Source organism: Candidatus Nanopelagicales bacterium, from assembly GCA_030700225.1.
Classification (GTDB): Bacteria; Actinomycetota; Actinomycetes; order S36-B12.
In genome coordinates this window covers 19,064-35,160 of record JAUYJT010000012.1, presented here as the reverse complement: position 1 = coordinate 35,160, position 16,097 = coordinate 19,064, and the positions used below count along the sequence as shown (strand labels likewise).

General features: G+C 64.6%; 19 protein-coding genes. 5 read left to right on the top strand and 14 right to left on the bottom strand.

Annotated features, from left to right (window positions below; genetic code table 11):
• Positions 1-3: 3 nt before the first annotated feature.
• From gvpO to gvpA, 11 genes are all read right to left on the bottom strand, one after another.
• Complete coding sequence (gene gvpO / locus Q8P38_01360) at positions 4-258, bottom strand: gas vesicle protein GvpO (protein MDP4013261.1); 255 nt, start codon at positions 256-258, stop codon at positions 4-6.
• Positions 230-724, bottom strand: a complete 495-nt coding sequence (locus tag Q8P38_01355; protein MDP4013260.1) for an Hsp20/alpha crystallin family protein — start codon at positions 722-724, stop codon at positions 230-232. The genes gvpO and Q8P38_01355 overlap by 29 nt, the downstream gene beginning before the upstream one ends.
• The gene (locus tag Q8P38_01350) at positions 724-1,080 is read right to left on the bottom strand and encodes a gas vesicle protein GvpG (protein MDP4013259.1); all 357 of its coding nucleotides are present in this window, start codon (positions 1,078-1,080) and stop codon (positions 724-726) included. The genes Q8P38_01355 and Q8P38_01350 overlap by 1 nt, the downstream gene beginning before the upstream one ends.
• The gene (locus Q8P38_01345) at positions 1,077-1,844 is read right to left on the bottom strand and encodes a GvpL/GvpF family gas vesicle protein (GenBank protein MDP4013258.1); all 768 of its coding nucleotides are present in this window, start codon (positions 1,842-1,844) and stop codon (positions 1,077-1,079) included. Before Q8P38_01345 ends, Q8P38_01350 begins: the two co-directional genes overlap by 4 nt.
• 1 nt (position 1,845) lies before the next feature.
• Positions 1,846-2,871, bottom strand: a complete 1,026-nt coding sequence (locus Q8P38_01340) for a GvpL/GvpF family gas vesicle protein (GenBank protein MDP4013257.1) — start codon at positions 2,869-2,871, stop codon at positions 1,846-1,848.
• Positions 2,864-5,053, bottom strand: coding sequence for a CDC48 family AAA ATPase (locus Q8P38_01335; GenBank protein MDP4013256.1), 2,190 nt, complete (start codon positions 5,051-5,053; stop codon positions 2,864-2,866). The genes Q8P38_01340 and Q8P38_01335 overlap by 8 nt, the downstream gene beginning before the upstream one ends.
• Positions 5,031-5,558: a gas vesicle protein GvpH gene (gene gvpH, locus Q8P38_01330; GenBank protein ID MDP4013255.1), complete on the bottom strand. Its 528-nt coding sequence runs from the start codon at positions 5,556-5,558 to the stop codon at positions 5,031-5,033. Before gvpH ends, Q8P38_01335 begins: the two co-directional genes overlap by 23 nt.
• A 25-nt stretch (positions 5,559-5,583) precedes the next feature.
• Complete coding sequence (locus tag Q8P38_01325; protein ID MDP4013254.1) at positions 5,584-5,907, bottom strand: hypothetical protein; 324 nt, start codon at positions 5,905-5,907, stop codon at positions 5,584-5,586.
• A 39-nt stretch (positions 5,908-5,946) separates the two neighbouring features.
• Entirely contained in the window at positions 5,947-6,924 is a 978-nt protein-coding gene (gvpN, locus tag Q8P38_01320) for a gas vesicle protein GvpN (protein ID MDP4013253.1), read from the bottom strand.
• A 117-nt stretch (positions 6,925-7,041) separates the two neighbouring features.
• The gene (locus Q8P38_01315; GenBank protein ID MDP4013252.1) at positions 7,042-8,001 is read right to left on the bottom strand and encodes a hypothetical protein; all 960 of its coding nucleotides are present in this window, start codon (positions 7,999-8,001) and stop codon (positions 7,042-7,044) included.
• Between the two features lie 121 nt (positions 8,002-8,122).
• The gene (gene gvpA, locus Q8P38_01310) at positions 8,123-8,338 is read right to left on the bottom strand and encodes a gas vesicle structural protein GvpA (protein ID MDP4013251.1); all 216 of its coding nucleotides are present in this window, start codon (positions 8,336-8,338) and stop codon (positions 8,123-8,125) included.
• A 498-nt stretch (positions 8,339-8,836) separates the two neighbouring features.
• Between gvpA and Q8P38_01305 the strand changes: the two genes are divergently transcribed.
• The 5 genes from Q8P38_01305 to Q8P38_01285 all read left to right on the top strand — a co-directional run bounded on the left by Q8P38_01305 (position 8,837) and on the right by Q8P38_01285 (position 11,277).
• The gene (locus tag Q8P38_01305; GenBank protein ID MDP4013250.1) at positions 8,837-9,517 is read left to right on the top strand and encodes a sensor histidine kinase; all 681 of its coding nucleotides are present in this window, start codon (positions 8,837-8,839) and stop codon (positions 9,515-9,517) included.
• Positions 9,511-10,173: a response regulator transcription factor gene (locus Q8P38_01300; GenBank protein MDP4013249.1), complete on the top strand. Its 663-nt coding sequence runs from the start codon at positions 9,511-9,513 to the stop codon at positions 10,171-10,173. Before Q8P38_01305 ends, Q8P38_01300 begins: the two co-directional genes overlap by 7 nt.
• Before the next feature lie 152 nt (positions 10,174-10,325).
• On the top strand, positions 10,326-10,652 hold the full coding sequence (locus tag Q8P38_01295) for a hypothetical protein (GenBank protein ID MDP4013248.1): 327 nt from the start codon (positions 10,326-10,328) through the stop codon (positions 10,650-10,652).
• An 83-nt stretch (positions 10,653-10,735) separates the two neighbouring features.
• The gene (locus tag Q8P38_01290; GenBank protein MDP4013247.1) at positions 10,736-10,936 is read left to right on the top strand and encodes a hypothetical protein; all 201 of its coding nucleotides are present in this window, start codon (positions 10,736-10,738) and stop codon (positions 10,934-10,936) included.
• Positions 10,933-11,277, top strand: a complete 345-nt coding sequence (locus Q8P38_01285) for a hypothetical protein (GenBank protein MDP4013246.1) — start codon at positions 10,933-10,935, stop codon at positions 11,275-11,277. Before Q8P38_01290 ends, Q8P38_01285 begins: the two co-directional genes overlap by 4 nt.
• A gap of 63 nt (positions 11,278-11,340) precedes the next feature.
• On the opposite strand, the gene Q8P38_01280 is transcribed toward Q8P38_01285, so the two are convergent.
• The 3 genes from Q8P38_01280 to ahcY form a co-directional block, all read right to left on the bottom strand.
• The gene (locus tag Q8P38_01280; protein MDP4013245.1) at positions 11,341-11,991 is read right to left on the bottom strand and encodes a CPBP family intramembrane metalloprotease; all 651 of its coding nucleotides are present in this window, start codon (positions 11,989-11,991) and stop codon (positions 11,341-11,343) included.
• A 40-nt stretch (positions 11,992-12,031) separates the two neighbouring features.
• Positions 12,032-14,299 (bottom strand): hypothetical protein, encoded by a 2,268-nt coding sequence (locus Q8P38_01275; protein MDP4013244.1) that lies wholly within the window; start codon positions 14,297-14,299, stop codon positions 12,032-12,034.
• 241 nt (positions 14,300-14,540) lie between these two features.
• Positions 14,541-16,043 (bottom strand): adenosylhomocysteinase, encoded by a 1,503-nt coding sequence (gene ahcY, locus Q8P38_01270; protein ID MDP4013243.1) that lies wholly within the window; start codon positions 16,041-16,043, stop codon positions 14,541-14,543.
• Between the last annotated feature and the right edge of the window lie 54 nt (positions 16,044-16,097).

Genomic DNA, 16,097 nt, shown 5'->3' with positions numbered 1-16,097 from the left:
CTCCTACTGCTCTTCTCCGGCCATTCCGCCCCGGACTCTCAGCGCCACGCGCTCGAACGACTTCAAGCCGCCCTTGGCGTCTAGCTGGACCTCATACATGCCAAGGAGGTCCTGCGTATCCGGAACTCTCTGCACCTCGATCAGCTCGATGCGCATGCTCCAGCCGTCGTCGGTCGGCTCAAGACCGGAGACCTTCTCGACCACACTTCCCGTGATCACCCCAAGCTCCTCACGAGCCTTCTTCACTATGTCCATCATCGATGACATTTCCAGTACCTTCCTTTCTCTTTCGCAGCCGGACTTCGACAAGTCCGTTTCGCAGTGTCTTCGAGTACTCATCCGCTACGTCCGCGGACAAACGCGCGTGCCCCGAGACGCGGCGGTTCGGATGGCAGCCATCGATTGTCAGGTCACGGCCTTCGACCCTAACGTAGATGTCAGCTTCAGTTAGGCCGGGAAGCTCGACCACAGCGACAATCTCGTCGCCCTCGTCGAATACCTCTATCGCGACGCTCCGAACATCTTCTATCAGACCGGCTGCCGTCAGCCGCTCGGTTATCTCGACGCGGACCTCTGCGAGACGTTCGCGAATTGGCTCGATGTTTCCTGCCGCTTCGAGGATTCCGCCGAGACCCGCGAGCGGATTCTCCGGGCCCTGCGATTCACCGCCGTTTCGCCGCCGTGGGATTCCCCCACCGGGCGGACGCGACCGGGGGCCGCCCATCAGACGCTCGTCCCACGGGTGTTCACTCGACGGCGCCGCGGGGGCCGCTTGCGCACCGCCTTGCGATGCCGGGGCGCCGCCGCCGGAGCCTCAGCCACTGAAGCTGCCCGCTCGGCCTGCTGGCGGGCCTCGATGTTGTCCAACCTATCGAGGATGACGGCCTCCGCCTTCTCGTAGGCCTCGTCGGACATCTCTCCAGCAGCGGCCCGGCGCTGGAGTTCCATGAGGTCGCCCCGGAGCTTCACCGGATCGTTGAGCTCTCGTTCTGCTTCTTCCTGAACCTTCTCGAACACCCAGAGCAGCCCCTTGGGCGGGAGGGTAATTGGAAGCGTCAGCAGGCCGAGGAGCGGGTTCATCGATCCTCCGCCCGTCCGAACATCACGAAGCTGTACGGCGGCAATGGCCCAACGACTTGGACCAAGTACCTGTCGTTGGTCGCCTTGTCGAATGCCTCGATCGCCGACGTGAACAGATCCTCCGCGACCTTGCGAACCAGGAAGGAGGCGTTGACGACCATCTTCTCGGCGATACACTTGCCCACCGAGACCTCGACCGGGCCGCCAGACTCCTTCAGTTCTTCTAGCAGTCGGCCTGACTCCGCGGCCTTCGCCTTCTCGATGGCCCGCTCGACGCGCTTGCCGATGTCGAGGCGCGTCCGCTGCGGCGTGCGCGGCCCAAGGCGTTTGCGGGCCGCCTGCAGGATGGGGTCGCCAGCGACGATACCGGCGATGATCTCCTGGAGGTCCTTCCAGGAGATCTTCACGCCGACTTCAATGCATCCGGCCGTGCTGCTGAGCTCGTTGACGAGCCGATCATGGTGCGGGGCAAGCAGGTCATCAACGATCGAGGCGCCATCCTGAACCATGCCGAATCGCGCCGGAAGGATTCCCTGAACGCTCATCGCCGCCTCCACGACAGCCTCGTGGCCGAGCATGAACTTGCGTGAGACCTGATAGCGCTCACGCCGCGCCTCGCTGACTACGGCCGTGAGGTCCCCATGCTTAATGCCGAACAGTCCCTGCTCACCGTCGATCGTCGGGATCGCCGCCAGAGCGTCACAGATGTCGCCCTTGACCAGTCCGTAGAAGTAGACGGGCTTCGCCTCGGTCGCGGCTGTCATCTCAGCCCCTCCCGAGACTGCGCTCGACGGAGAAGTACAACACCGGGGCTCCGGTCCCCGCGCCACCGTTCCCGCACGCCGTGATCAGGTCAGCGCGCGCCCTTGAAAGATCCTCGAAACGATCGGGCGCGGTCTCGTCACCGGGGTTCGTGTCTGGATGCAGACGCACGGCCAGCGCACGGTACTTCGCCTCGACCGTCTCCTCGTCGTAGTCGTCCGGCAGGTCGAGCAGCTTGCGGGCAGCTTCCAGCTGGTCGACCCCTATCTCCCGCAGATGCATGGTCGCGAAGCTGAATGCAGGCAGCGGCCCAACACGGCGGAAGTTGTACCGCCCCTCCAGCTTCGTGTCGACCACGCGCAGCGCGTCGTCGAACGCCGCCATCTCGCCAGCCGACACCAGGAACGCCGAGTTGCAAACCAGGACATCGGAGGCCAGCGCATTGTGCTGCGTATCCCGGACATGGGGAAGCAGGGTCTGGGTCATCAGGCCCTGGACGTCACCGCGGCGTTCGTCCAGCTTGGCGCTGACGAGCTTGCCCACATCGATCGCGAGCGACGACCGCAATTCCGCGGGTGCGTTCTGCGCTGCGTCTCTTGCCGCGCGCACCTCAGGATCGGCGGCAACTTCCTTCAGGACCTCGTCAAGGTCCCAGGTGACCGCGACATCGATCTCGGCGACATCCCGGAACCGCTGCCACACGTCGCGGATCAGATCCGCGCTGGCGCGCAGGAGCCGACACACCGCCTCTTCGTCGGGAACGATCGTCCCGAGGCGCACCGGCAGCACACTGTCGCGCTCCCTCGCGAGCTCGATGACCTTCTGGTGCAGAACCAGGTTCCTGACGACTTCCGACTGCGGGATGTCTTCCGCGGCGGAACCGCTGTAAGTGCTTCCGAGCGCCACGATGCCGTCAACAGTGATCGCCTCGACATCTCCGAACTGGTCGGGCAGCGCCGGGATCGGCAGCCGCCGCGCGAAACGATCCGACGCGGCGACCGCGAACAGGTAGATGCCCTGCTCAGGCATTTTGAGGCTTCTGGTTCAAAGAGGTCAGAGCCTTCTCGAAGTGCGCCGGGGTCACCTTGAAAGCCGACAAAGCCGGCTTTGTGTCCGCAGCCACGAACTCGCGGATCGCGCCCATGGTTGCCTCGCGGCACAGCTCGGCCAGATCAGCGCCCACGAAGCCCTCGGTCCGCTCCGCCAGCGAGTCCAGGTTGATCTTGCGGTCGAGCACGCCCTTGCGCGTGTGCACATCGAGGATGGCCCTCCTGTCGGCGGTGTCCGGTGGCGCTATCTCGACGATCAGATCGAAGCGTCCAGGGCGCGTCAGGGCGGGGTCTACGACGTCGAGGCGGTTGGTGGCGCCGAGCACAGTCACGCCACGCAACTCCTCGATACCGTCCAGTTCGGTAAGGATCTGCCCGAGCATGCGCTCGGTCACGCGCTCACCGCTGCTGGAGCCGCGGCGCGCGGCCATGACGTCTATCTCGTCCAGGAAGACGATGCAAGGCGCGGCCTGACGTGCCTTCTTGAAGACCTCGCGCACGCCCTTCTCGGATTCCCCCACCCACTTGGAGACTAGCTCGGGACCCTTCACGGAAATGAAGTTCGCGTTTGACTCGTGAGCTACGGCTTTCGCCATCAGCGTCTTGCCACAGCCAGGGGGTCCGATCAGCAGTATCCCCTTCGGCGGCGCCGCGCCGGCGTGGGCGAACAAGCCCTCATGGATCTGCGGCCACTCGATCGTTTCCCGCAAGTGCTGCTTGACGCTTTCGAGCCCCCCGATGTCACTCCAGCGAGTGTCCGGAACCTCGATGAAGAACTCCCTGATCATCGACGGCTCCACTTCGCGCAGCGCCGTCTCGAAGTCCGGAGCGCCGACCGTGAGCGCGAGGAGTTCCTCGTATGGAATCTCGGCCGCTGCCAGGTCGATGCTGGGGATGATCCGGCGCAGGGCGATCATCGCGGCCTCCCGTCCGAGAGCCGCGAGGTCCGCCCCGACGTACCCATGAGTTACCGAGGCCAGGTACTCGATGTCTACGCTGTTGTCCAGGGGCATCCCGCGCGTGTGAATCTCGAGGATCTGACGGCGTCCGTGGCGGTCCGGGATCGGGATCTCGATTTCGCGGTCAAGCCTGCCGGGACGACGCAGTGCTGGATCGATGTTGTCCGGGATGTTGGTCGCGCCCATGACGATGACCTGGCCGCGTGACGTCACACCATCCAGCAGCGAGAGCATCTGCGCGACGACACGCTTCTCGACCTCGCCTTGCACTTCTGAGCGCTTCGGCGCGATGGCGTCCAGCTCGTCCAGGAACACGATGCTCGGGGCGTTCTTCTCCGCCTCCTGGAATATCTTGCGCAGGTTCGCCTCGCTCTCCCCGTAGAACTTGGCCATGATCTCCGGCCCGTTCACGTGGATGAAGTGTGCCGAGGTTTCATGCGCGACAGCGCGGGCGATCAGCGTCTTGCCGCAGCCTGGCGGTCCGTACAACAGGACACCTTTGGGCGGATCGATGCCTAGGCGATCGAAGACCTCGGGGAAGCGCAACGGGAGCTCGATCATCTCCCTGAGCCGGGCAAGGGTCCTACCAAGTCCGCCCACGTCCTCGTAGGACACCGAGACGCCGTTGCGGGCAGCCGCCGCCCCGTCAGCCCCCGTGTCCACCTTGACCCGGGTGCCTTCCTGGACGAGCACGAAACCGCCAGGTGATGTGTTGGTGACTTTGAAGTCCTGCGGACGCGAACCGAACAGGTTGACGCGGACGCGGTCACCAGCTTGAACCACCAGACCGTCGACAAGACGCCCGATGTAGGACGCGTCACGGGCCTGCTTGCTCAGCCGCGACGGTCCCAGAGGTTCCAGCGCGACGACCCGGGCGCTCTCGACACTGGCCGACTTGACCGTCACCCGTTCGTCGATACCCACACCGGCGTTCTCACGGGCGATGCCGTCGATCTGCATCAGCTCATTGCCGCGGTCTTCCGGGTAGACGGGCACGACCTTCAAAGGGACGGTTCGTTTCCCCGTGACAGCGACGACGTCACCGATCTTGACCCCCAGCCGCTTCATGTCTTGGGGATCAAGGCGGGCGATGCCGCGGCCGGAATCCTTCGGCCGCGCTTCACCAACGCGCAGGCTCAGCGACGGCGGCCCGCTCGATTCGGGTAGTGCTCCACTCACGTCACTCGCTACCAGATCCGCCACTGGCACTCGAACCGGACTTCTTCGTGAACCGAAGCTGCAAGTAGCCATTCTCGCAGTCCCTGGCCACTGGCTCCGGGTCCACTTCGGCCGACAGGAGGGCCTCGCACGCGTACTTCTGCTTCGTGCCCTTGGCGGTTAGCGCGACGACGTCTCCCCGAACATCGAGCTCGACGTCGGCGTCCTTGACTCCGGGTAGCTCAGCGACGAGCAATATCTCATCTCCTTCATCGAAGATGTCGATGAGTGGCTCTCGCGTCTCGCTGACGACCGCCCCTTCGTTCGTCACCTTCACGTTGCCGAACTCGCTCACAACGGGCGTCTCCCGGCCCAGCCCCATGCGAACGGAGAATCCGTACACACCCTGAGCGCCGCCCGGCAGGGTGAACTCCTTCTGCCCGCTCGTCGATTCTCCCTGAGCCAGATCGCCCAGCTTCCGGATGAACTCGGAGAGATCGCCAAATATCCCTGAACCGCCTCCTGGTCGTCTGTCGCGTTCCGATGCCATGCAGTCCTCACTTTCGCCGGGGAGTTCAGTACTCGATGTCCACTTCGTTCCACGCGCGCCACGTGCCCGCCAGGCCCTCGCGCCCGGCGCTTCCCGGGGCGCTCGACAGGCTAGCCTGCAGCTTCTTGATCTGGCCGTCGACCGTCTTCAGGCGGCCGAGAATGTTCTCCTGCTTCGAGCGAAGATCACGGAGCCGTTGCTCCAGTCGGTCCTTCTCGGCGCTGAACAGACTCAACTGGAAGTAGACCGTCCGATTGTCTTCCGCTGTCTTCGCGGCAGGAACCGCCCTCTTCAGGAGGGAGTCCTGCATCGTTGGCAGATCCGGCAGCGCCCTACGTTTGCCGCTCATATTCGGCTACCCACCTGTCCATACGTGCGCGAACGAGTCCTAGGCAATAGGTACCCGCTGCTCGTCGAACTCCTTCTCGATGTCCTCGCCGCTTGCTCGCAGGCTCGGACGCTGCGCGGCGAACCCACGAACGATACCGAGAAGCTCGACGGAGACCGCATCCACTCCCCGCTCACGCGTGTATCCGCCCCGCACGAGTGCGCTGAGCAGTACGTCCAAACAGGCCTGCTCGAATATCTCAACGTCAGCGGTGGTCTTGCCCTTCTGGAAAAGCACCCTCGCGATCACTACCGCGCTGCGCAGCGACGGACTGTGGTCGCCGCCGATCAGCTCGCGGACCTTCCGGACAACCGACACGACGACGAGCGCATCCGCCTGATCGACACCAGAGCGAGCCTGCGTGATCGCCGTCTCCGTCTCGTGGTCGAAGCATGCCAAGTCGATGGTCACCATGCGTTCGAGGAGAGCGTCCTGAGCCTTGTGCACGCCCGCGTATTCATCCGGATTGCTCGTGAAGATCGTCTTGAATTCCGGATGCACCTTCAGGTAGCTCGAACCCCTGTTCCGCGTCGGAAGGATCAGTATCCCTTCCTCCAGAACCGACAGCAGCGCGTTGTTCGCTTCCGGCCGCGACCGAGTGAACTCGTCGTATACTAGGGTCAGTCCCTCACGGCAGGCCACCGTCAAGCGGTTGTCGACCCATTGCTCGCGCATCGACTCCTCGACTTTGGTCACAGACCGAATGAAGCGGTCGACTGTCCGGCGCCGGTTGTAGCCGGTGGCGCCGCCGACTAGGTCGGAGCTGCCAAACTCGTCGTCACCGCTCATTAGCATTACCGGTCGGCCCAGCTTGTGGGCTATGTGCATCGCGAGGGTCGTCTTGCCCACACCTGACGGTCCACATAGGTGAAGCGGGAAATCGGCAGCCAAGTAGTCAAGTCCCCGCGCGGTCAACTGCTCGATGTATGGAGTAGCCACGAAGTTCTTGCGCGGCACGGCTCTAACAACTGACGTCATCAACCTTGTCCTCTCGTTCCGGTGCTCCTAGAGGGCGCCTCATGCACACCCTTCTAGGGGCACCGTACTATCAGTTACCCATCCCTCACAGCCCGGGCACCCAGTGCTGCCCACGGCTCAGATCGCGAGGTATGTCTTTGTCGCTTCGTCCTGGCTGACCAGGTTCTGATCACGCAGCTCCTTCAGAGAGCGTGTCAGAACAATCCTGGCAACATCGAAATGCTCCCCGAGCTCAACCAGAGTCTTGCCATCGGGGCTGTCCGCCAGGTACGAGAAGATCTCACCTGACGTTGGCCGACGTTTGGTTGCTGGCGCAGCCTTGGGCTTCGCAGCCTTGGGCTTCGCGGCCTTGGGCTTCGCGGCCGGAGCCCCACCGGACCGGATGTCGCTCCTCGCCTTGACGCCCTCGCGCCACAGGTCGGCAGCGCCAGCGCGATCGTCGGCCAGTTCCGTCAGGTCGGCGGCAACGTCAGCGACCCGTTGGGCCACTTCCTCCACCCGCGCCCGAGCCGCGTTGGCAGCGTCATCCAGACGCGCCTTCTCCGCCTCGTCGCGTGCCTGATGGTCGGCCTCAGCCTCAGCCTTGCGCGTCGTAGCCTTGTCCGTCAGGTCGGCGGCAACGTCAGCGACCCGCTGGGCCACTTCCTCCACCCGCTCCCGAGCCGCGTTGGCAGCGTCATCCAGACGCGCCTTCTCCGCCTCGTCGCGTGCCTGATGGTCGGCGTCAGATGTTGCCTTGCGCTCGCCAAGCAGCGAACCCAGCATGTTGGAAACGTCCGCTCGGATGCCCGCGACGCTAACTTGTACGTTGCTCATGAAGTCCGCGGCGCTCGCTTTGCGATCGTCGTCGGCGCTGCGGCGGGCACTGTCGTCCTCGGCCGTGTTGGTTAAGCGACGCTCCTTCAGGTCTTCAATGAAGTCATCGACACTCGCCCTGTTCGCCGTGAACTGAACAGCACGTTCCCGCGCGTCCTCCCCGGCTTCCATCAAGCGGGCGGCTTCCCCCTCCACTCGTGTCCTGGCACTTCCAACGAGACCATCCACGAGGTCACGCATCTCATCTGTTCGTGATGCCATACAAATCGTTTCTCCTGCGTAGTGACTGACCGTCAATGCGCGGCACGCGGGATCGGGGGCCCACCCGATTCATTCACGGGAGGGCGCACCCGATCCCGTGTGCCGTTGATGAAGCGAGTGCCTATGCGGCGACCTCTTCTGCCTTCGTCAGGCCAACGGCCTCGGCGTACTTCAGCCAAGTGTCAACCGACGCGATCACAACGCGGGCCTCGATCGCAAGGAGCTCGATCCCCACCAGGGAGACGCGAATCCAAGCATCGACCACTACGCCCTTGTCGAGAATGCGGTCTACGACCTCAACCAGGCTCGAGGACGAGTTTGCAGTTTCGATAGCCATGCCATCCATCCTTTCAGTGCCACCGGTCGGTGCCACATCAACTTTCTCTTGCACTTCCAAGCCTCGCCACCCTCATATGAGGTCGCCACCCGCAGCTAGCCATCTTGAGGCGCTGAGTGACCATATTCACGCGCTGCGCAACTGGGCTGATGGGGCGCCCAGTTGTGGCAGTCAGGTCAGCTCGCGGCACCAGTCGGCGCGGGGGCGACCCACACGGGTCCACACTCAGGCGACAGCAACCTACTGGACAACGCGCGACGTGGCCATCAGACCACCTACATTGGTTTTGGGCGTGCTTGAGCCATGAGCTGCCATGATGGGAACGGGTCACTTTGGCGGGAGAGGGGGATGGGCGTGAAGAGTTCATCCGCGATACCCCCCCCCGCCCCCCCGCGACGTCGGTAACGCGAGCGCAGGCACGGGTGAAGACGCACGGCCAGCCACGGGTGAGGGGAACGCGTCCCAGGCAGTGCCCTGCAGAATGAGCGGCGGTGACTAGTGACGTTACGCAACCGAAACGCAGACCGCGAACCCGCCGACTGGAAGCGCACCATCGAGGCCCAGGACCGTGAACTGGAGCTGATCGGCCTGGAGATCCACGACGGTCTAGCACAGCCAATCTCCTCGGCCATTCGCGAACTGGACCTGCTCGCAAGCGCCTCGTCGGGCGACACGCGCAAGCGGATACTGAGGAGCGCCAAGCTGCTCAGGCAAGTTCTTTCCGAGACGAGAATCATCGCCTACCGCCTGCGGCCCGCGTCACTGGAAACCCTTGGGCTGGTCAAGACGCTGATGTCACAGGTCCGCGATCTTGAGGAAACAGGCGTCGAAGCCCACTTCGACGCCGACGCGGACTACCTTCCGCAGAAGGCCGACATTTCCCTATACCGCATCATGTCCGAGGCGCTTCACAACGTCGCGAAGCACTCCCACGCAGCGTCCGTGTGGGTTGAACTGCACTCCACCAAGACCTCCATCTCAGGCTCGGTCAAGGATGACGGCGTCGGTTTCGATCCGGCGCTCATCGCCGAGCGCGAACCGACTGAACGCGGGAACCTGGGCCTGGCATCAATGCGAGTCAGGGCCGTGGTGCTCGGCGGTTCCTGCGAAATCAGCAGCACCCCAGGACTTGGCACGAAGGTCAGCGTCACGATCCCCATCGCGGAGTCCTCATGGTGACCGCGATCAGGGTGGCCATTGTCGACGATCACGACCTGGCCTGCGAAGGCGCCCGATCCATGCTGGATCGCGACAAGCACATTCAGGTCATCGGCTGCGCTCACGACCGCGACACCCTCACCGAACTCGTAGCAGCCAAGGAGCCGGACGTCGTCCTGATGGACATCGAGCTCGGGCCACCGGAGAACGGTCTCGCCCTCGCGAAGTGGCTCAGGTCCAAGCTGCCCAGAGTTCACATCGTCTTCCTGTCGAACTACGACGAGGACGCCTTCGTAGTGGAGGCGATCGCGAGCGGGGCGTCAGGGTATCTGTTGAAGGACTGTTCAGGCCCTCTGCTGACACACACGGTCCACGCGGTCGTCGGCGGAATGACACTGTTCCGGAGAGACCTTCTGGACAAGGCAATGAAGATGACGAAGATGGGGGACGCTCGCTCCCGGCACATGGTTGCTCAGCTGACCCCGGCCGAACGGGAAGTGCTGATCCACCTGGCCGCTGGCGAAGTGAACAAGGACATCGCCGACCGGCTGATCGTGTCCGAGTCGACGGTCAAGAAACACGTCCAGTCCATCCTCAAGAAGGCAGGCGCCAGTAACCGCACCGAAGCCGTAGCCAAGATGGCTGCCGCCGGGTTCTTCAACGCGTCCACCGGATAGCACAGATGTGGCCAGATGGCCACCGACCCTGAGCCGAGGGGCCGCAGGATGTGGCCAACCGCGAGTTGCGTGGCTGGTCGGCCGCGAGGACACAATGGAGTGCGCGGGGATCTTTCAGCGTGGTGGGTCTCAAGTGACCGGAAGAAGGCAACGTGGCAGATTCAAACCTTTCCGATCTGATCCCGCGGCTGGTCTCGGACAAGGAGGCCCGCCTCGCCGATGAGGAGGCGCGCAAGCAAGACGGCAGAGTTCGCGGCGAGGAGCTCCGCGAGGGAACTGCGAGCTTGTGCGACGAGACCAGATCCAAGCTGGATGACCTCGGCTCGGAGCGGCGAGCAGCAAGCGCCGAACGCGCAGAGCAGCGCAGGGAAGAGGTCGAGCATCTGCGCAGCAATGTCGCCGACGAAATGGCCAGACACGCCGAGGAGCGCCGGAACTCAACCCGTGAGTGGCGCGACGCGTTCGGGCCAAGAGGCTGAGCCCAGCGGTCCCGCGCACGAGTCAGCAGCTCGGACCGGCTGGCAACATTCGAAAAAGGAACGATCTGAAAACAGGAGGCAACATGCGGAGAAGAACAGTCCTGACGTCCAACGAAATCCCTGGGCTCTCCCAGGTCCGGAAAGCGCAATCGGCTCCAAGCCTGAATACGCGGAAGGCGCGCGCCAACCAGACGCTGGACATCGCCGTCTCCAACCGGATGCTGTCAGCACGCCGTGGAGCCATTTCCCTCTCACGGGCGGCGCGGCCAGGTCGGGGAGCATGATGGACAACCCCGACAACTACTTGATCTGTGCCTTCTGCAAGGGACAGGGACTCGACCCGTTCGATATCATGTCGGCCAGCTCCGTCTGCGAGGTGTGCGGCGGAAGCGGAAACGTCCGCGTGCGCCCGCCCAGGGCCGGGTGCGCGTTCTGTTCTGGCTCCGGGGTCCAGCCCGGGAAGCGGCTGACGTGCGGAGCCTGCGGTGGCAAGGGAGCTCAGACCGTCAGAGAACCCGTCATCGAGTGCGATCGCTGTTCGGCCACCGGCCGCGAACCAGCCAGTCCGCTTCTGTACTGCGTCAAGTGCCACGGTGTGGGACTCGCGGCCGGGGCCGCCGTCTGACCCGAGCTTGGGAACGACCCCCGGAAGTAGCACCTGGGTAGCAGTAGCGCCTGCGCGGAACCACTAGCCCGAAGCGAGCGCCACCATCGCGATCGCCCCTGGCAGGTTGTTCACCGCGTGAGCGACCATTGGCGCCCCGAGGGCGGCCGTGCGCTGGCGAAGCACCGCCAGAACGGCAGCGACTGCAGCCAGAACGAGTATTCGCTTGATCTCCAGGTGGAACAGCGCGAAAGCCAGCGTCGTGACGACACCTGTCACCCAGGCACTCCACCCGCGCCTGCGCAGACCCGCCCACAGCAGCCCGCGGAAAACCAGCTCCTCCACGAAGGGAGCGCCGACCACGACAAGGACGGCGAACAGTACGAGCAGCCAAGCAGCGCCCGACTCGGCGATCTCGCGCGCCACATCACCAGCAGCGGAATCGAAATCTCCTACCCACAGCGTCGTCAAGGCCGCGGCCAGGGACCCAAGGACCAGCGCTGCGACGCCGCCAAGCAGACCCCAGCCAAGATCGCTCCAACTCAGCCGGAGCCCAAGATCAATCCGCGGTCCGTTGCCGCGCCGGTGCACGATCCACAGTGGCCAGCCAGCCATGACGATCCACGGCACCAGCGTCCCCAGGACAAGATCTGCCCCCGAACCGAGAACGCCCATCTCCAAGGCAACGATCGCGCCCGCGAGAGCCAGCAAGAACGCTCCAACGAGTGCGATCACCGCATCGCGGACTCCAGAACTCCTGACAGGGTGAGTTGGTTTATGTAGGGCCGGGGTGGCCTTTGACGCTGTATGCCAGGGTCAGGTTGGTGTCGGGGTAGCGCGTTTGGGTTTGGGTCAGTTCGGTGCATAGGGCCGCGAGGGCGTTGCTGCGTCTGGGTGCTGAGGCGGGGTCGAGGCGCACGTGCAGGGTGCTGCCGATGATCTGGATGTCCCCGGGCAGTGTGAACGCTTCGCGCAGGAGCGCACGGGTTTCGTCCTGACCGCGACTGTAGTGCGGACGCAGCAGTCGGGCCAGGGCGCTTTCGCTGTTGTAGGCGCTCATCCTGATCGCGTGGGTCAGCAGTTTGCGTTCGGTTTCCAGTAGTCGGCTGCCGGGCCGCACGGCTGACAGCGGCAGGTGGCTGGCGGTGTCTCGCGAGGCCTGCTTGGCGGCGGCGAGATCGGCTCGCGCGGCAGTTAGGGCTTCGCAGACGGTCGGGTCCAGGGTGATGGTGCCGCTGTTGGCGGGGCGGCGGGCTCGGGTGAGCGTTTTGTCGATTGTGTCGGCGAGGTCGGCTTGGGCTGTGGTGAGTGCCTTGCGGGCAGCGCCGACCTGGTCTTTGGCACGGGCCTTCGCCGGGTTCGGCACCAGTCGCTCAGGATCGTCGGGTTGGTCGGCGTAGCTGTCGAGGGCGTCTAGGGCGAAGTGTTCGCGGGCGTATTTGAAGTAGTTCTCCTGCCGCCACCGGGCGCTCATCCGGTAGGCGATCTCGGGGGCGTTCAAATCGGTGCGGTTGGTCAGGATCGGGGTTTGGTGCCCGTCGGGGCCGCGGCGCACGATCAGGCGCAACGTCAGCGTGCTCGCCGGTGTCAGGTCGCGACCGTCGGCGGCGCGCTGGCCTGGCACGGGCAGCACGATGGGGCGTTCGGCGAGCTCATAGCTGTGGACGGTGCCGTCCGCGGCGGTGTGGCCCATGGTGTTGAACGCCGCACCATCGCAGCGGGCCCAGGTGCCTTTGAAGTAGGTCAGGACATCGAAGCCGGCGGTGATGATTTCGGTGAAGACCGTCGGGGAGTAGCCGCCGCGGTCGAACACGACGGTGCACCGCCGATCCGGTCCGATCAGTGCCCGCAGTCCAGGCAGCGACCGGCGCAGCTCGGCGGCCAGCGACTGGGATGGGGCAGCGGTGATGACCATCACCGGGTCACCCTCGCTATCGCATACCCAGGTTTCCTCGGTTGCAGGCCCGGCGATGCGCATCCTGGCGATGTGGGTCTTTGGTAGTTCCCGGGTACCGGTGTAGACCCGGACATGCCCGTCGAGGTAGAGGAACCCGACCGCCTCTGGGCGGGTTGTGACGTGATGGGCGCCCAGGCCGGCCTGTAGTCCGGCTCCCCTGCCGTGACCGGCGAGCTCGGTGAGCTTGCGGCGCAGCGTCTTGACTTCCGGGGCCCGGTCCAAGCCCAGCAGTCGGCCCAGATCGGCGGGGCGCAGCCGGGTGGCGCCTTCGGCGCGCGGTTCGCGCAGCAACGCCATGAACACCCCCATCAGCAAGGTGGCGCGCAGCCCGTAGAAACCTTTGCGCAGGTGCCCATAGACCTCGGCCGCGACTTCGAGCAGTCCGGTCGCCTGTAACGCTGGCAAGGCCAGCAGCAGACCGGCCAGGGGCAGCTGGGCACCCTCGGTGATCACCACCGGGGCCTCGGCCAGATACCCGAAACGCGCCGCGGCGCGTTCGGCGGTGCGCGGCTCCGGTGCCGCCAGGATGACAAGATCTCCGACGCCAGCAGCGTCAACGTCGTGGTCGTGAACGTCGTCTTGCCTCGCGGCCGTGTCGACGACAGCATCATCGGTGTTCGCCGCCTCGGGTGCCGCCTGGATCGGTGGGGCAACGCGCCCGAGCGCGACCCGCACCGTCGCGGTCGACACCCCCACCCGGGTTGCGATCCGGCGCAACGACAGACCAGAGGCGTCGAGCTCGCCGATCTGGGCGCTTAGCGCCGGGGTGAGCTTGATCGGCCCCTTCGGCCCAGTGCGCGCGCGCTGGAGCCCGGCCACCCCGCCGGAGGCGAAGTCGGCTCCCCAGCGCCACAGCGTCACCGTGGAGACCGCGAACGCCGAGGCCACCTCCACCGATGTCGCGATCCTGGATGTCACCAGTTGCACTGCCGCAAGCCGACGGCCGATCTCATCGGTGGCCGCGTAGCTGAACGTAGCCAGCCCGAACACGAAAACCACACCGCCGTGCGGGCCTTCCAGTAGACCAGCGGACGGGCCGACCGCCCGAGCCTGCGGCGGCAACAGCGACAACACGGGCTGGCTCACCCGACCTACTCTGTCCTGCCCTGAATCCATAAGTGAATGATCTCACACATTGGCGCCCAAACACCGGCCAAACACGCCCAAGAGTGCTCTCCTACAAGGGAATCTGGCTCAACATCCAGTCGCTATGTCAGGAGTTCTGGACTCCCCACGATGTCGGCACGACGCGTCCTGGAACCTGCGCCGCGACCAGGGCCGCCGCCGGGCACCCTTCGTAGACGGCTGGGCGGACCGGGCGCACGGATCAGTACCGGTAGTGATGCGGCTTGTACGGTCCGTCCGCGCTGATTCCCAGGTACGACGCTTGCGCTTCGGTGAGCTGCGTCAGATCTACCCCCAGCGCGTCAAGGTGCAGCCGCGCGACCATCTCATCAAGGTGCTTCGGTAGCACGTGGACGGCAACCGGGTACTCCTGAGGCTTCGTGAACAGCTCGATCTGCGCCAGGACCTGGTTGGTGAACGAGTTGGACATTACGAACGAGGGGTGCCCGGTCGCGTTGCCCAGGTTCAGCAGACGCCCTTCGCTCAGCACGATGATCGAATGCCCATCAGCGAACTCCCACCTGTCCACCTGAGGCTTGACTAGATGCTTCACGGCGAGCGACGCGAGCCCCGCTACATCGATCTCATTGTCGAAGTGACCGATATTCCCGACGATCGCCTGATGCTTCATTCGGGCCATCTGGCTAGCGGTGATGACATTCACGCAACCGGTCGCGGTAACGAAGATGTCGGCGCTACCCAGTACGTCCTCCAGGCGACTCACCTGGAAGCCGTCCATGGCGGCCTGTAGGGCACAGATTGGGTCGATCTCAGTGATCATCACTCGGGCGCCCTGGCCCCGCAGCGAGTCCGCGCACCCCTTGCCGACGTCCCCATACCCGCATACGACGGCCACCTTGCCGCCGATCAGAACGTCGGTCGCGCGGTTGATCCCGTCGATCAGGGAGTGGCGGCAGCCGTACTTGTTGTCGAACTTGCTCTTGGTCACAGCATCGTTGACGTTGATCGCCGGGAACATCAATGAGCCCTCGCGTGCCATTTCGTACAGGCGATGCACTCCAGTCGTGGTCTCCTCCGTGACCCCGATGATCCCGGTTGACACTTCGGTCCAGCGCCGTGGCGATTCAACAAGGCTGTGCCGCAGCAGATCCAGCACGACCGAGTACTCAGCGCTGTCTTCGGCGCTGGCCTGTGGCACCTCCCCCGCCTTCTCGAATTCGACACCCTTGTGCACGAGCATGGTGGCGTCACCGCCGTCGTCCAGGAGCATGTTCGGACCCTCGCCCGGCCATGTGAGCGCCTGGCGTGTGCACCACCAGTACTCGGTGAGCGTCTCGCCCTTCCAAGCGAACACTGGGACTCCGCGAAGGTCATCCGGACTTCCGTCGGGGCCAACAACGACAGCGGCGGCGGCGTGGTCCTGCGTGGAGTAGATGTTGCATGACGCCCACCGAACTTCGGCACCGAGCGCAATCAGCGTCTCGATCAGAACCGCGGTCTGGACTGTCATGTGCAGGGAGCCAGTGATCCGCGCTCCGCGCAGAGGCTGATCGGCCGCGTACTGCTCGCGCATGGCCATCAGACCGGGCATCTCATGCTCGGCGAGCGAGATCTCCCGGCGGCCAAAATCCGCCAGGTCCAGATCAGCGACCTTGAAGTCCTCAGGGTTACTACTCAACACGGCCATCACCATCCCATCAGGTCGAATCGTCCACCCCAGCGCCACGACGTCAGCGTTCCGCATGAGTCTCGCGGGGGAGCGAACGGCACGAGGCTTCGATGGTCCGCGACCGCCAGT

Coding starts and splice junctions, on each gene's coding strand:
- ahcY (MDP4013243.1), bottom strand. CDS start 16,043: ATGCGGAACGCTGACGTCGTGGCGCTGGGGTGGACGATTCGACCTGAT.
- Q8P38_01350 (MDP4013259.1), bottom strand. CDS start 1,080: ATGAACCCGCTCCTCGGCCTGCTGACGCTTCCAATTACCCTCCCGCCC.
- Q8P38_01300 (MDP4013249.1), top strand. CDS start 9,511: ATGGTGACCGCGATCAGGGTGGCCATTGTCGACGATCACGACCTGGCC.
- Q8P38_01315 (MDP4013252.1), bottom strand. CDS start 8,001: ATGGCATCACGAACAGATGAGATGCGTGACCTCGTGGATGGTCTCGTT.
- Q8P38_01285 (MDP4013246.1), top strand. CDS start 10,933: ATGATGGACAACCCCGACAACTACTTGATCTGTGCCTTCTGCAAGGGA.
- Q8P38_01325 (MDP4013254.1), bottom strand. CDS start 5,907: ATGAGCGGCAAACGTAGGGCGCTGCCGGATCTGCCAACGATGCAGGAC.
- Q8P38_01290 (MDP4013247.1), top strand. CDS start 10,736: ATGCGGAGAAGAACAGTCCTGACGTCCAACGAAATCCCTGGGCTCTCC.
- Q8P38_01355 (MDP4013260.1), bottom strand. CDS start 724: ATGGGCGGCCCCCGGTCGCGTCCGCCCGGTGGGGGAATCCCACGGCGG.
- Q8P38_01340 (MDP4013257.1), bottom strand. CDS start 2,871: ATGCCTGAGCAGGGCATCTACCTGTTCGCGGTCGCCGCGTCGGATCGT.
- gvpO (MDP4013261.1), bottom strand. CDS start 258: ATGATGGACATAGTGAAGAAGGCTCGTGAGGAGCTTGGGGTGATCACG.
- gvpN (MDP4013253.1), bottom strand. CDS start 6,924: ATGACGTCAGTTGTTAGAGCCGTGCCGCGCAAGAACTTCGTGGCTACT.
- gvpA (MDP4013251.1), bottom strand. CDS start 8,338: ATGGCTATCGAAACTGCAAACTCGTCCTCGAGCCTGGTTGAGGTCGTA.
- Q8P38_01345 (MDP4013258.1), bottom strand. CDS start 1,844: ATGACAGCCGCGACCGAGGCGAAGCCCGTCTACTTCTACGGACTGGTC.
- gvpH (MDP4013255.1), bottom strand. CDS start 5,558: ATGGCATCGGAACGCGACAGACGACCAGGAGGCGGTTCAGGGATATTT.